Origin of the sequence: Exilibacterium tricleocarpae (genome assembly GCF_007004655.1) — a bacterium.
Taxonomy (GTDB): domain Bacteria; phylum Pseudomonadota; class Gammaproteobacteria; order Pseudomonadales; family Cellvibrionaceae; genus Exilibacterium; species Exilibacterium tricleocarpae.
The window spans coordinates 442015-456258 of the sequence record NZ_ML660091.1 but is presented as its reverse complement, the minus strand read 5'-3'; the positions used below and the strand labels follow the sequence as shown (position 1 = coordinate 456258).

Below are 14244 nucleotides of genomic sequence, written 5' to 3'. Positions count from 1 at the left end.
GAGAAAAATCCTCGGGCAGTTGACCCAAGATGAACACCTGGGTTAAAAATCCGGACGGGTGATGCGTTAGGACATTAGGTGTTCACGTTCGCCCGGAATAGGTGTTCATCTTCGCCGGAATACGCACTATTAACCTTTCACACTGGAAAGATACTTTACGGGTGAGCGCTTGTAGCAAGAAAAAGCGGCGGTGCAGTCATAGCCCAAGCCCGGATACATCCGGGCTTGATGTGTTAAATGACGCGTTGGGTGGTGCTATGACTCGCTGCCGGTATCCGATTCGTCACGGTCTTCGTCCGGCTCGCCGCCATCAGGCCGACGGACGATTTCAAAGTGGAGTGCATCGCCGCAGGTCTCGATAACCTGGTAGATACCATTGGTTTCACTCTCACTCAGTTGCAGCTCGTTTTCCCGGCTTCTGGCGATGGCTTGCAGCACAAAGCACAACACGTCATAGACATTGCCCACGGTATGAATCTGGTTGTTGCCGATCAGCGGGTTATGGTTCAGCGGTGTCTGGTAAAACACCGCCGGAAAATACGCCGGCATACTGGCTAACCATTCTTTGGCTTCCATGACTAGCACCCCTCGTCTTGTGTGGTGGGTGTACTGTCCGGCTGTCCGTCAACCATGGCAATAAATGCCTCAATATCGGCACGGCCAATGTTCAGGCAGGACGCCAAAACACTATAGATATGGGATTTATCGCCCCCAGTGGGTTCGCGCAGGGCATTAAAAAAGGCCGATTGCTGCACCGTGGTTGCGGTCTGCTCGGCGTCACGTTCTTGCCATGCCGCTTGCAGGGTGTGGCTGACATAGCGCAGGGTATCTTCGAGCATTCTGGCCAGCCAATAAAATGAGACGGCGGCGTCGCTGGACATGCCGCCCTTGCAACTGGTGTCGTCGAGGTTGAGGTGCTGAAACAAATCCAGCAGATAGGATGCATTGTGCAGAATGTCCAGGCAGCCCAGATAGGAGGGGGAATCGGGGTAGTGGACTAAGGGGTGGCTCAGTAGTTCATAATGGGGAGGCGCTGTTGGCGCTGATTGTGTAGAATCCGGGTCGATCATGACTGACTCCTGTAAGTCGGTGATGGTAAGTCGTTCCCCTGCGGAGTTCGCCCTCCGCGGGGGTGCGCATTGACACAAAAACTAAGATTTCTTTGGGTTTTCAAAGAAATCTTAGTTTATAACAAGATAAATTGCCCTTGCAAGCATTAAGCGAGAGAATATCGCGTTTCCCTGATATTAAAATCCTCTAAGAAGCTGAAATGAATTGGAATGAAGAAGCTGCACGCATAATAAAAGCCGCTAAATCCCGCCATGGAGTCGAATGGAAGGATATTGCAGAGCTTTTAGACAATGAATTAGGCGTGGAGCTATCCGCACAGACGATTGCCAATCGTGTTAACAACGGTGCTTTCAGTTTTGCATTTGCGTTGCAGATTCTCGCCGTTCTCAAGGTAAAACACATTGAGGTGCCGCCCATCAAGTGAGGTTGGGTGCGCTTATTACTTCCAAATGTTAAGACTGTTAAAGCCATCCTCTGTTTTCCGGGCGAGTAAACTCACCCGGAAAACAGAGGACACAGGGAAAGCGGGCTGGGGTGCTCGTTCTAGTGCAGTGCCTTATCGGTCACCGGCGTTAACCAAGGCCCCTTTAGTGCCCCCGTCCAGTCAGACTCTTTATTCAGCGCATACGCACAGTATTTAATCGTTAACCAGTGCCGGTAACGAGTCGCCGGTTTAAGCCGGTGTGTTTGAGTGATCAGATACCAGCGCAGGTGTTTAGCCTGGTATTGATACGGACCGACCTGGAATTGACGGTAGAGGATAACCGCAATGCGTTTGGCGCGATTCACATGTTCCCTGACTTTGCCACTGCGTTTACCGGTTAACGTGTAGGCCAGCAGGTGTTCCATATGCCGTGCGGCTTGTTGGGCGTTAGCCGGCCGCATGTTATTTGGCACTACCGATATACGACGCGACCACATCCAGACGATTGTGTCCCAGCTCTTGGGCAATGATGGCTCTGGCATCGGTATCGGATGCTTTGGGCGCTAAGCGCTCACCGGCAATGACCGGCGCGGGAAAGCCGGTAATCACCTGATAGCGTTCACAGGCATAGGCAGCGCGCATATCGTGAAAGCCCTTGATCGGGACAGCCTTGGGGATGTTGCGCCACTGGCTGTTGGCATGGTCTCGCCATTGTGCATAGGTAAGGTTTGCGGGGACAAGATTACTGGCTTTACCTTGCAGATCAGCAGCGGCTTTCAGGGTATGCAGCGTATCCGCATTGACCGGCACCCAACGATCCACACCCTTGCCGCGCCCGCCCTTGGTGCCCTGCGTGATGTTAATGCGCCCGAGGCGATTTGCCTGCTTAACCGCCTGCTGGCAGTTGAGTAGCGAGGCTTCCCTGAAGCGCAGACCGACATCGCGGGCCAGTGCGGCGATTAACGCGACCCGCTGTTCCCCCTTATTGTCGAGGATTGCAATAGGGGACGCTAATACCGTCCTGTCATAACTGGCGGGGACGGTAGAACGGACATTGCAACGTGCGCCGACGACGGTGGGGGACAGTAAAAGGACGGTATCTTTACGCATAGCCTGCAAGACGACATTGACCGTCGATAGCAAATTCTGCGCATAGGCAACCCGGACCTGACCGCTATTAACCTGTGCTTTGAGCCATAGGTCATATTGTCGTACTGTACTTTGATCGATTTGCCGGGCATCCCTGATATTGAGTCCTTTTAAATAGCGGACAAACTGGCACCACCGTTGCTCATGCGTTGCACGGGTTGCAAAATGCCCGTGGCCATAACGATCCGCCAGGGCGTTTTTCCCGGCCCAGGCCAGTTGTTTGCCGTAGCCATAATTTCGATTGCCGCCAACATTGCCCATAAAAACCCTACGTATTGGTGAGTGTTAAACCGGGTATAGCGCCGGTCGCGCTGTGCTGTTACGCCCAGCAGGCGGCTGTCGATAAGACAGCAGGACAATGACTATCACCGCATGCCTGGCGCGCCTGGACAGGTAAATAAATAAACCTGCGGGTTGCGTGCTGTGCCTATTGATTAGCCCGTTAAAAAGGGGCCGATTAATGGTCGCATAAGTGATTGTGTTGGCTTTGTAGCTGTACTCATGACGTTAATATCTTGATTTTGCTACAGTTTTTACGTCTATTTCCGGCCCGTCTCTGTGTAAAGCAACGGCACAGAGACGGGCCCTACCTCTGATTTTCTATATAGTTTTTCACCTCCAGTTGATAGCGGCTATGGTTTCGCCGCTTCACTTTTCAAGTCCAAAATTACCCCATGTTGGCAACCCTATTGGGTGCCTGTAATGGCTGCTGAAAACTGCCGTTGCATAGGAATGAATCAGAGATACTGTTGTGTGCTCACAACATGATAGATAGCCACTAGGGCCTATCTCCACCTATCAGTACGACTAAGCTGTAGTCGCCACAGTATATTGGGGGTATTGTCTATTAGATAACGCTGACTTACTGTAATTAAGTATTCATATGTCTAAGAAATTTATCGAGGGAGTATCGATATTTACACGAACCACTTTTGTTCAGTATGCTTGTACCGTTCTGTAGGTATTTATGGAATGCGTCAACCTGGGTACATTTAATGAAGTGGCGGACGGTAAGAAAGAAGGCTAGTAAAGACGCAGAGAGCATTATGATTGGCACATTGGCTAATCTATGTTCTAGAAAGTGTGTGATGGTCTGTTTGCATATCAAATCAATGCCTTAGGCTTGGCATATGCTATGGATGCTTGAATAATAATTGAAATTACCTCATAGGTGATATCCGAGATATGTGAACTGGATTTGCAGCGGCATTGAAAAGTAATTTCTCAATAACTCGCTACCAAAATTAACTTCTGATCCAGATCACGAATTTAGTGACATTTCTAATGTTACGGCAAAGAATAAAATCCAAGAAAACATACAGGAACGTAATAAATGGAGCAAGCAACAAATAATAATGAATTAAGACGAACTTTCATCGCAATGTTGTTTGCTTTGGTTGTTGCAACCTTGGCACAACGTTTTGCAGACATCCTCTTTCTGGTCACTAAAGGTTGGTCTATACCAATATTTAGTCCAGATATTTTTTTAAACCTTATCAAAAATGACTGGTTACTGGCTGCTCCATTTACTCATGCATCGCTTGGGTTAATATTAGTGTCGGCTAGCTGGGTAGGGTGGTCTAAGTCAAAGGCAGCGGGTCACCAGAATAGCATTACAAGCCTTTTATCCATACCGTTCTTTTTACTCTTGATTGAAGTAATGCTTGTCACTATATATTTTGGTATAGCTGTCAGTATTGAAGTTAATATAAAAGATTATTCCTCGCAAGGTATAGATAGCGATTTTGTTTTTCAAGCATCAGCTTTACCCGAAGCGATGCAATTAGTGGCTGTTTTCTCAATATTTTTAGTGTGGGATATTCTAGCCGACGTAATATCTAGCCCTTTGGGAGCGAGAGAGCACCCACATCTAATAACAATCACCGCCAAACAAAAATCAATTGGCTTTTTGACTGGCACTCTGACATATGGCTTCTCATCTATATTATGTCTTATTTTATGCTATGTGGTTTTTTGGCTTTATCCAGTTGATGCCACTCCCCGCCATGCTGTATATGGTGACTTATCGCTAATAGCAGTAATAGGAATATTTCATTCAACAAAATGCCTTGAAGCATATATAATTAGGCTTTTTCCATGGGAAGGAACACGTTCTAATAGTCCTAGGGAAATTCCATTAACCAGTGGTCAGATAAGTAAAATCATTACTTCCGTATCACTATACGTGTTTTTTATCACTTTACTATGTATTACAGCGACACCTTGCCCCTGATAATAGGTATTACAGGACCTATACGAGCGGGAAAATCTACAGCGAGCAAATACTTATCAGAGAAATACGGCTATAACTTTGCGCCGAATGCTCGGGTTCTTAAGTCGATCCTAGAGGCACTTGGATTGCCAGCAAGGAGAGACCTACTAGCTGCAACTGGTGATGCTATTTTTGCAGATTTGGGTCGGGATATTATAGCGAGAGCCCGTGTAGCTCAAGTTCAAGCACATGAGCCGTTAGGTGACTTGAGATATGTTATAGATGGAATTAGATATATCGAGGAGATTGAAGTATATAAAACACTCAATAACTTTAAGCTAATCGCTATTTCTGCAAGTGATGACATACGATATATTAGGGCTAAAGAAAATATTGACACTATTAAAGATGGTGAACTTTCAGCGAGTCAATTTCAAAACCTTAATAACCGACAAAGTGAACGTTATGTTGAAATCCTGATGAATTGTGCTGATCATAGATTTGAAAATGTAGGGACAGAAATTGAACTTAAGTATGCAATTGATAGCTTTATGAGTTCTTTTTACTAACAGTGGAGGCCAATATTTTTTGAAAGATAGTATTGTTTAAGTCAAGTGTTTCTTCAGAAAATGAAAATAGCCAGTATTCATTATTTTTACAAGAAGACATAGGGTCGGATATACGAAGTGATATTAAACCTTCATCCCTAAATTTTTTTTCCAAAATAGCCCTCTCATTTGTATCTAGCAAGTAGACATTGGCAATTAAAACACCGTCAGTCTTAAGGCACCTTGAAATTTCCTGGATTTGATCTTGATAAATCGAAAAATGGAATACAAAAACAGCAAATATTAGGTCAAAAAAATTATCGTCAAACAGCAACGGTAAACCCTTGCCAAAATGACTGCACTCTCTTCCCAATTCAGAGTTTTGTTGAACGACAATATCATCTGCATCGGAAATAATATAGATGGAATCATCTGCCTTGTGGGTCAAAGTAGGCTCTATTCCTGCTCCCAACTCTAACAGTGTTGATGGATTTTTAGCTAGGATATAACTCGATATAATACTTTTTACCTGCTCGTTACCTGGTCCATTACTAACTAAATTGGGGTTTTCTGAGCGGGAGCGACAAAGAGCAAAAACCTGCTCAGTAGTGAGTTCTGCAGTGCTCCGATCGATGTAAAAACCATCCATAAAACGATTGTATTGAACGCCATCAACCTCAATTATATCGTTTCCCTCAGCATTATCAGCTAGTAAAACTCCTGGTGCTAAAGTTATAAATCCTTGGTTTTTGATATTCATTCTAATCCTTTTGATTCTGAAATATGAGCACATCCTCACCTTTGACTTTTGCCATCAAGCGTCGCCGAGTAGACTTGATATCCCGCTCTTTGCGAAGAATCAATTCAAAACCCGCAAGTAGTGCAGACTCCACTAACGCTTCGGTCGTAGCTTCTCTAGCTTTGGATTCGCCAACCACGAGGGCTATATGGCCGCCAGGCCTTAACACTCGTGAAGAACTCTTAAGAAAATCTCCAATGAATTCTAGGTAAATACTACGGCTGTTGCTCCTATGTCTATGAGAGCGAGAACCTTTCTCTTGTTTTCTTAGTTTTTCAAAGTCTCTAAAACCGATGTTTTCTGAGGCCAATTCATCTCTATCAAACCAGAGGTAACTCAGTCTTTGAGATTTTATATAATCCGCTACCCCATAGTATGGGGGCGAGGTCATTATTAAATCTACAGAGTTAATAGACAGCTTTTCCATGTGGTTAACACAGTCTCCCTGCTTGAGTGAAAACCTTTTTCTTACTTTCTGTCTCGTATCATTAGGTGATATCTCTTTAAGAATGCGAAATGAAGCCTTCGACGAAGCAATGTATTCATCAACAGCATTCAAAAAACTGACGAATGCATTTTTATATGTTATCTCTCCAGGCTTCGGTTTTACATTGTCACAAACCCAGCCCCAATGCCGCCCTTGAGATGAGAGGCCTTTTAACATGCTAGAAAAAACTGCAAGGGCACATCTGCGACTTCTCTTATCTGAAATAAAGATAATTTGAGATAGTAAGGCATTTAGTTCTGCGACCGTATCAGGGTGATACCAGCACTTAAGCTCATTTTCTTGGGGATGACCTTCAATATCACCTGTTGAAAAATGAAGCTGGGAATCCCGGACTATTTCATGAGCCCTTTTTATAAAAGTAACAGGGTTAGGGTAGTAGAGCTTCGCTTCAGTCATTAATAGCGCAATAGGGTTTGTATCAATGCCAATAAAGTTATTACCTAATCTCAAGGATTCTAAACCGCTAGTGCCCGACCCACAAAATGGATCTAGTATGGTAGACCCATGTGGTGTCAATGATGGGATAAGCGTCCCTGGGATTGCTGAAATATAAGTCGCAGGATACCAGTGTATTGAGTGAATACCTGAATTGCTAAAACTAGAAAATGACCAATCTATCCCTTGTAGTTTTTTATTGTAATTTGAGTTCAAATTCGTTTGTTCCTCTGCTAAAATAACTTCCTGAGTAGTCCTCGGGAAATGCCAGGTCAAAACGCCTTGTTTTTGCTAGGCACTCAAACTCAGCTACCACAGCTTCTCTCCATTTGCTTTTTTGATCATTTGTGGCTTTTCCTCCAGGGGTTTTTTTAACGAGGGCGATCATACAGCTTTTCGAGTTTTCCCCTAATCTATGTTTTTTACCGTTTTCATCCAGCCAGTTGATCTCTCTACTAATCAACCCTTTTTCGCTCCAAATAAAATATCCTGTGTCATTCAATTCAAAGTCTATAGACTCCGACATTTTTCTTTTAACATCTGAATTCTTGAGCTTTTCCTGAGTGTCAATATTTTTTATCCAGACATAATCTATGAATGAATAATTGCAGCCTGAAATCAACTGCTCAGCTAAATCTTTGGTTTTCTCATTCTTTCTCAGATTATCTTCAAACTCGGGTTCGGATAAATACCAATTATCATTAGATATAACACCATTGATTACTGCTGATTCAACTAGATCTGACTGTAATGCATTGTGGGGAATACACTCGGGGTGAGCAATAATAAGGGTATATATCTTTTCGCGGAAATCCAGCCAATTTCTTAGTGGCTCTACCGCTTCTGTAGTAAATCTCATTTGCTTAAGGCTATTCAGCTTTGTAGCATCGAGTAATTTTTTAGTGTTTTCCTTGGCATTTTTCCACCCTAAAAGGACCGCCATCCTATGAACATTATCAATATTGTCCAGGTCTACATCGGCTGCAATCGGACTTTTTTTGTTGCCATGTGGTGCAACTAGCTCAAATACTTTATCTGGATCAACATCATGCCGGTTTAGGACCTTATTTACTTCTAACTGCCTTTTAGGCAGGATTTCTGTAAACGAGTTTCTATCCGGAAAGGTACCAAATATGAATGACTTTAGTATATCTGCGTGATCGAATTTTTTAATCTTATTTTGTTTAAACTCTGTTTCTACCAAATGACCATAAGGTGGTATCGCAGCATCGTGTAGTAAGGCGGCTGCGACTAGCTCTTTAATTTCTTTCACTGTTAGCTGTCCTTGCTGAGCAAGAGTTAAAGCCACGTGTGCAACGCCTATGGAATGAGGGAGCCTTCTCGAGCGTCCTAGCTCCTGTATGAGAGGAACATCAAAGTTCATTTGGCGCATATTTCTTAAGCGTTGCAACTCGGTGCTACTAATAAGGTCGCGCACCATATCTTTGACTTCGGGGTGCTCGATAACTATATGGCCATGTAAAACGTCGTGAAATTCCATAAAATAAACTTAATACTTAAGCCCCACCAAGATAGTAAATACGCCATTGAATGGGCAGGCAGTATTGACTTCTAGCTCCGGAATGATCCCATTTATGCTCCGGTAGCAAATTTACTTTGCTTAAAATTCCATGAATATTAATAAGTTGGAGCATGTTCTACTAGACAGCTTTGATTTGCAAGCCGCCGTAATGTTTAAGCAATGACGCTCTGTGCAATTGGTTATCTAATATCCAGATAGCCTACATACTACCACTCAGAGACTATATCTTTCGATGCCAGGGATAAAAGATGCTCTGTGAATCACCTTCTTAGTGCATCCAAACAACAGGTGCAATCTTTACCTCTTACCCAACCTCAATAAGTAAGTCCACATGGCCTTAGCACTCCAATGAAGGCCACAGCCTAAGCAATCTGCCATTCGTAACGGCCAATATCAGCCTCAAGGCCTCGAATACTCGCTAAATAGCTTGTCCAGTTTTTGCGAACTCTTTACGATCAAGGTAGTTCATCTCCTTGAGCTGGAGCCACACCGCCATCTCGATATAGAATGTTCTTAAATTCATCCATATCGGCTAATTGTCCACGTTCTTTGAAAAACTCCTCCGTTTCCAAAGCAGAAATTTTTTCAGCAACCGCCAATGCAATAAATTGGTTAACGCTAGTTCCGTCACGTTTGGCAACCTTAGTGACTTCATCTTTAAGCGAAGTCGGCAACCTGAGTGGATACGTTGATGTTTCAGCCATTTCTTACTCTCCTTATTGCCTCAGAAGGCAATAGAATATCTACATTAAACCTTTCCGATACACCGCCAAAGTCACGATGGTTAAAGGTAACAATAGCGTCAGCCTGCCCATTCATAGCCACTTCCAGTACCATTTCATCATTGGGATCACGCAACACGGGCCGCCAAAGAAAATGCGTTTTTACAGGCTTTATCATAGTGGCAATACCGTTGACAAAGCTATGGGCTTGCTCACCAGTCAGCTCGGCTTCTGTCCAATGGCGTGGATCTGTACATTTGGCATCATATTCGACAAAAAGTGGCACGCTGGCGAGCATTATCAAATCCTGATTAAGCGCTGCATCCAACAAAGCCGCTGAAGCGCCTTTCGGGCTCCTCATAGCGGCGACAATAACATCGGTATCTAAGACTAGCTTTAACATGATGTGATATCTTATATGATGTTATTTATGGGGGCAATAGAGGGAGTAAAGTTCAATGGGTGAGTAGAGTTCTGCCACACTTTTTGCCGCATTTAGTGTGAATCGCTGTGATGTGTAGTGGATGATAAACAGGAAAAGTCCTTTAAAATCAATGTCATATATACATCACGCTTCACGACAAAACACCCAAAACTGGATTCGAGTCCCGTCCGGTCCGCCATTTATTCCCGGGTCCAACCTGGACACTAGCCTGGAAACCGCAGAAGCGTGCGCGTACTTGCATGATCGTGTTGAGGCTTCCAGGCTTAACACTGATTTCAACTGCGATGCACATAGCGCTTTGCTATCAACGCCGTTGTTACCATAGCTTTCAGTGCGTGGTGCTTTTCTTGCCTGCTGTTCTTATTAGTCGAGATGACTAACTGTGCTATCCCTACAGACCCATTGATCCGACACAGCTCTAAAGCCTTGACCTATGATAAAAATAACACGGGTGAATTATTATATAGATCCATTAATAATACACTGGTATTATTAATGGATTCTCAACAAACTCGTTTATTCACTGTGGCCAGGCAGATAATCGCGCGCTGTATTTGATCGATTAAAGTGCATTAAATACGAGCGTGGCCACCGCAGCACTGCAACAACAGTACTTTGCCCTGTTCCCCCGACGCTAGCCGGAGTCAAACGTGAGCAAACAACCAGCAGGAAGACCCAGAAAGGAATCGGATCGCCAGGTGCGCGATGCACTTCTCACAGCGGCCATTGCACTGTTTTCTGAGCAGGGGTTCGACAAGGTAGGCATCAGGCATATCGCTGCTAAAGCCGGTGTCTCCTTTGGTCTTATCCGCCATTATTTTGGTACAAAAGATGCCCTCATAGCGGCAACCACAGAGCTTGTACTAACAGAGCTTAAAAAAGCCTATACAGAAATACTCGACGATATCGATGTCAGTGATGGACAAGCCTATATTGATCAGCTGTTGGAACGCGCAATAACCCTGTTATCGCCCAACCTCGATCTTCTTTTTTACCTCAGCCGGTTGGCAAGCCTTGATACCGATGATGCACATAACGCTTTCCGTACCTATTTCCAAATAATCAGGCAAGATATAGACCGACTTGAAGCCGCCGGCAAACTGCGCGTCGATGCCAACAAGGTCTGGCTGACATTCCAGATTATTTTTGCACAGCTGGGGCCGGTATTCCTGGCCGGTCCGATCGAGGCGATCATTGGCCGCCCGGCGCATGACCCCGACGTATTAGTCGCAAGGAATAGAGAACTGGCCAGTGTGTTTAAGTTCGGGTTCCTCGCCAAAGAAGGCTAACATCTGTCAAGGGTTATCTTCTTTCAATGACGCGGTCTGCTTATTCCCGCATTTTTAACGGGAAGACGCCGGTGCGTGTATCCAACGCCTGGTATCGGTTGAATCAACCCTCCATTAGCTAAGGAAACCTTGAACATGTCTCATCATAAAGCGTTACCTGTAGTCTTTTTCTTGACGATAGCAGCGTGCTCCGAAAAAACTTCTGTAGACCGCTCCGGCAGCGAATCGAAAGCGGCAAACCCGGTCGAGCCCGCAGTGGCGAAAGTAGAGAAAGTAGGGAAAGTTGCTATCGATATTGCAGCGGTAGAGCATGGGCTTCGTCCGCGATTTGTTGTGAGTGGCGAGGGTGTTGAACCCTGGTCACTTGAGCGGCGCATGGCGCATTACAAAACACCAGGGGTGAGCATCGCTGTCATTGTCGATGGCAAAATAGCATGGGCCAAGGGCTACGGTGTGGTGGATGCTACGGCAACGACGGCTGTTGCCCCCGCAACCGGTGTTGACACAGATACGATGGTTAACACAGATACCATGTTCCAGGCAGCCTCGCTTTCAAAACCGGTCACCGCGATCGCTGCCTTGCGCCTTGTCGATGAGGGAAAGCTCGATCTTGACGCTCCTGTGAACGATAAATTGCTGTCCTGGCAGATTCCGCAGCACGCATTCAGCCTGGAAAGCCCTGTTAAGCTGCGGCAGCTATTGTCCCATAGTGCCGGGCTGACTGTTATCGGTTACCCCGGTTATCCTGCCGGAGCGACTCTTCCGACAACGGTGCAAATACTCCAGGGTGTGCCGCCGGCAAATACAGCGCCGACATTTGTCAATCAGCACCCTGGCAGCGACTGGCGTTATTCGGGCGGGGGTTATACCGCTGTGCAGCAACTAATCGAAGATATAACGGGCGCTGCGTTTAACACCGCCATGAAGGCGCTGGTGCTTGAGCCCGCCGGGATGAGCCGAAGTCAGTTTAAAGCCGTGTTGGCGCCCGAGGAGATGAAGACCGCAGCACGCGCACATGTCGGCGGCACTTCCGCCCCGACATCGGGTTACTATCACCGGCACCCCGAACTCGCCGCTGCCGGATTGTGGACTACGCCAACTGACTTATCCCGCCTTGCGCTGGCTCTCGTTTCGCCAACTACTGTTCCACCCGCGACCGATTCGACAACGCCTTATTCAATAAATAAGCGCAACGATGAAACCCTTCTCAGTGCTGCCGCCACGGCGGATATGTTATCGACACAGGCGGGTTCCTGGGGGCTCGGGTTTAAATTGAATGCAGAGCAAGATGGCATGGTGTTGAGCCATAGCGGCTCCAATCAAGGCTATCGATCGGTCTGGTTTGTTTATCAGGACGGGCGGGGCGGGGCGGCGATCATGGCCAACGCAGACAACGCGAAGCACTTGATTACTGAAATCCTTGGCGCACTCTCACAGCACTACGGATGGCGGTATGGGCAGTCTTTGACTCGCGAGGCCTTAACATTATCTCAAACAGAGCAAGAAGCGATTGCCGGGACATACAGGCTCAGCACGTCGGATTTCGGGTCAATTCCTATCGTTCTCGAATCCGGACCGGACGGCTTGTGGCTTGCGGAATCGCCGGTACTGCAACGCTCAAAGCTATACGCAGCCTCCGAGAACGATTTATTTCTCTCGGGAGGCATTGACATCCAGATTCAAAGAGATAAACAAGGTGCCGTTGTGGCCTTGTTATTCTCAAACGGTTTGGTCGCCGAGCGTTAGCGTCTGAAAGAATAACAGGGATCATAAGGCAACCTTGCCGGTGTCGCTGTGGCAGTGACGGTAAGTCGTCCCCGGGCTGCCTTTTAGATGTGGCCCATTGCATTTATCGGTATTGCCTCAAGCCTGGTCGAATGCACGCCGGCCCGGGGACCAATAGTGGTCTAACAGCCCTGGACTGGCATTGCCCTTGGGGATGGGCTGTGGTAGTGTCGCCGTTTTTACACCCCCTCAGGCCGGACAGGCGTCTTTTCTTTCCCAGGTCGTCCAGCACCCGCACCTGAAACTGGGATTTATCTCAAATACCGGTGCCAAGGTGGCGGGTTAAGAGAAGTTCAGTTATGGTTGGTAAATGACAAAACCTGATCAACGAAAACGTTATTCTCGGGAAGTGCGACGCTCCATGTTTCTCGATGAAGCCGCGAAAATTATTGCTAACAGGGGGGTGGCAGGACTTACCCTTGAACAGGTGGCTGTGGAATCAAGTGTCAGCAAATCACTGATCTACAACTACTTTGACAGCGTTACCGAACTTCTGAAAGAACTACATGTACGAGAGTTGAAAGCACTTCATTCACTGAAGGCCGCTGCTGTGGAAAAAGCTGAAACCTTTGAAGAAATGATTCGGGGTGTCACGCATACCTATCTGAGTTTTATCGAAAAGCGGGGTTTGATTTTTGATCGGTTGCAGTCGGAAGTGGCTGTGTCCGGAGGGAAAGATCCCACATATTTCCAGCGCCGTGAGACAGTGAATTATTTGGCGACTCTCACTGCAGAACACTTTGATATACCGGTCGACCTGGCTAGAAAAGCCATAGAAGTTTCGTACGGTATGCCGGCCGCTGCAGGCGAATATTTGTTACGGGGAGAGGTTGAGCGAGAAGAACTCGAGGATATAACCGTTGCGATGATAATCGGCTCGATCACCTATCTACGAAATGACTACTTGGTTCGACAACGGAAACTACGGAAGCAAAGCACTAAAAGCACCTGAGCAAGACTGGAAAGAAATTATGTCCGCCACAGGTGGCGCTCGGTAAACTCGCAGGTGCGTTTCACGAAATTCAACAGTAGCGCATCAGTAGAAACTTATCAGCCCGTTCTGGTTCAAGTATAAGGGTGAACGCTATCTTGCCAGGTTTCATTGAAACAGAAGTGTCGTTAAATACCAGTCAGGAATTCAGAGATGCGGCGCGACGGCGATCCGCGATCGGTAGAATCGGAGTGCTGGAAGACATGGAAGGTATCGCGGTGTTTCTGGCGTCAAAGCACAGCGACTTTATGACTGGCCAGAGTATTGTACTTGACGGTAGGGCAATTATTCATCCGAGGTAACAAAAGACGAGTGGGCAAAAT

The 14244-nt window shown here is 46.3% G+C and carries 16 protein-coding genes; 7 read left to right on the top strand and 9 right to left on the bottom strand.

Features of this window, described 5'->3' with window-relative positions; translation table 11 throughout:
• Positions 1–255 precede the first annotated feature (255 nt).
• A complete protein-coding gene (locus FKG94_RS10130) occupies positions 256–576 on the bottom strand; it encodes a hypothetical protein (RefSeq protein ID WP_142904095.1) in 321 nt (106 codons plus the stop codon).
• 2 nt (positions 577–578) lie between these two features.
• Positions 579–1070 (bottom strand): hypothetical protein, encoded by a 492-nt coding sequence (locus FKG94_RS10125; protein ID WP_142904094.1) that lies wholly within the window; start codon positions 1068–1070, stop codon positions 579–581.
• A 200-nt stretch (positions 1071–1270) separates the two neighbouring features.
• Between FKG94_RS10125 and FKG94_RS10120 the strand changes: the two genes are divergently transcribed.
• A complete protein-coding gene (locus FKG94_RS10120; RefSeq protein ID WP_142904093.1) occupies positions 1271–1495 on the top strand; it encodes a DUF6471 domain-containing protein in 225 nt (74 codons plus the stop codon).
• A gap of 119 nt (positions 1496–1614) precedes the next feature.
• Here the strand turns inward: FKG94_RS10120 and FKG94_RS10115 are convergent, their stop codons facing one another.
• Together FKG94_RS10115 and FKG94_RS10110 are read right to left on the bottom strand one after the other, a co-directional pair.
• Positions 1615–1956, bottom strand: a complete 342-nt coding sequence (locus FKG94_RS10115; protein WP_142904092.1) for a hypothetical protein — start codon at positions 1954–1956, stop codon at positions 1615–1617.
• Between the two features lies 1 nt (position 1957).
• Positions 1958–2905: an integrase domain-containing protein gene (locus tag FKG94_RS10110; protein WP_142904091.1), complete on the bottom strand. Its 948-nt coding sequence runs from the start codon at positions 2903–2905 to the stop codon at positions 1958–1960.
• 1072 nt (positions 2906–3977) lie between these two features.
• On the opposite strand from FKG94_RS10110, the gene FKG94_RS10105 reads away from it, so the two are divergent.
• Both FKG94_RS10105 and FKG94_RS10100 read left to right on the top strand, forming a co-directional pair.
• Positions 3978–4877, top strand: coding sequence for a hypothetical protein (locus FKG94_RS10105; RefSeq protein ID WP_142904090.1), 900 nt, complete (start codon positions 3978–3980; stop codon positions 4875–4877).
• Positions 4850–5425: an AAA family ATPase gene (locus FKG94_RS10100; RefSeq protein ID WP_142904089.1), complete on the top strand. Its 576-nt coding sequence runs from the start codon at positions 4850–4852 to the stop codon at positions 5423–5425. The genes FKG94_RS10105 and FKG94_RS10100 overlap by 28 nt, the downstream gene beginning before the upstream one ends.
• Here the strand turns inward: FKG94_RS10100 and FKG94_RS10095 are convergent.
• The 5 genes from FKG94_RS10095 to FKG94_RS10075 form a co-directional block, all read right to left on the bottom strand.
• Positions 5406–6164, bottom strand: coding sequence for a methyltransferase domain-containing protein (locus tag FKG94_RS10095; protein WP_179957579.1), 759 nt, complete (start codon positions 6162–6164; stop codon positions 5406–5408). The two genes, FKG94_RS10100 and FKG94_RS10095, sit on opposite strands and share 20 nt — an antisense overlap.
• 1 nt (position 6165) lies before the next feature.
• Positions 6166–7362, bottom strand: a complete 1197-nt coding sequence (locus FKG94_RS10090) for a DNA methyltransferase (protein ID WP_179957578.1) — start codon at positions 7360–7362, stop codon at positions 6166–6168.
• The gene (locus FKG94_RS10085; protein ID WP_142904086.1) at positions 7343–8647 is read right to left on the bottom strand and encodes an HD domain-containing protein; all 1305 of its coding nucleotides are present in this window, start codon (positions 8645–8647) and stop codon (positions 7343–7345) included. Before FKG94_RS10085 ends, FKG94_RS10090 begins: the two co-directional genes overlap by 20 nt.
• Positions 8648–9144: 497 nt before the next feature.
• A complete protein-coding gene (locus FKG94_RS10080; protein WP_142904085.1) occupies positions 9145–9393 on the bottom strand; it encodes a toxin-antitoxin system HicB family antitoxin in 249 nt (82 codons plus the stop codon).
• The gene (locus FKG94_RS10075) at positions 9386–9814 is read right to left on the bottom strand and encodes a putative toxin-antitoxin system toxin component, PIN family (RefSeq protein ID WP_142904084.1); all 429 of its coding nucleotides are present in this window, start codon (positions 9812–9814) and stop codon (positions 9386–9388) included. The genes FKG94_RS10080 and FKG94_RS10075 overlap by 8 nt, the downstream gene beginning before the upstream one ends.
• 692 nt (positions 9815–10506) lie before the next feature.
• Between FKG94_RS10075 and FKG94_RS10070 the strand changes: the two genes are divergently transcribed.
• From FKG94_RS10070 to FKG94_RS29510, 4 genes are all read left to right on the top strand, one after another.
• Complete coding sequence (locus tag FKG94_RS10070; RefSeq protein ID WP_142904083.1) at positions 10507–11145, top strand: TetR/AcrR family transcriptional regulator; 639 nt, start codon at positions 10507–10509, stop codon at positions 11143–11145.
• A gap of 135 nt (positions 11146–11280) precedes the next feature.
• Positions 11281–12891, top strand: coding sequence for a serine hydrolase domain-containing protein (locus FKG94_RS10065; protein ID WP_142904082.1), 1611 nt, complete (start codon positions 11281–11283; stop codon positions 12889–12891).
• A 349-nt stretch (positions 12892–13240) separates the two neighbouring features.
• A complete protein-coding gene (locus tag FKG94_RS10060) occupies positions 13241–13882 on the top strand; it encodes a TetR/AcrR family transcriptional regulator (protein WP_142904081.1) in 642 nt (213 codons plus the stop codon).
• 83 nt (positions 13883–13965) lie between these two features.
• Positions 13966–14223, top strand: coding sequence for an SDR family oxidoreductase (locus tag FKG94_RS29510; RefSeq protein ID WP_142904124.1), 258 nt, complete (start codon positions 13966–13968; stop codon positions 14221–14223).
• The last annotated feature ends 21 nt before the right edge of the window (positions 14224–14244 follow it).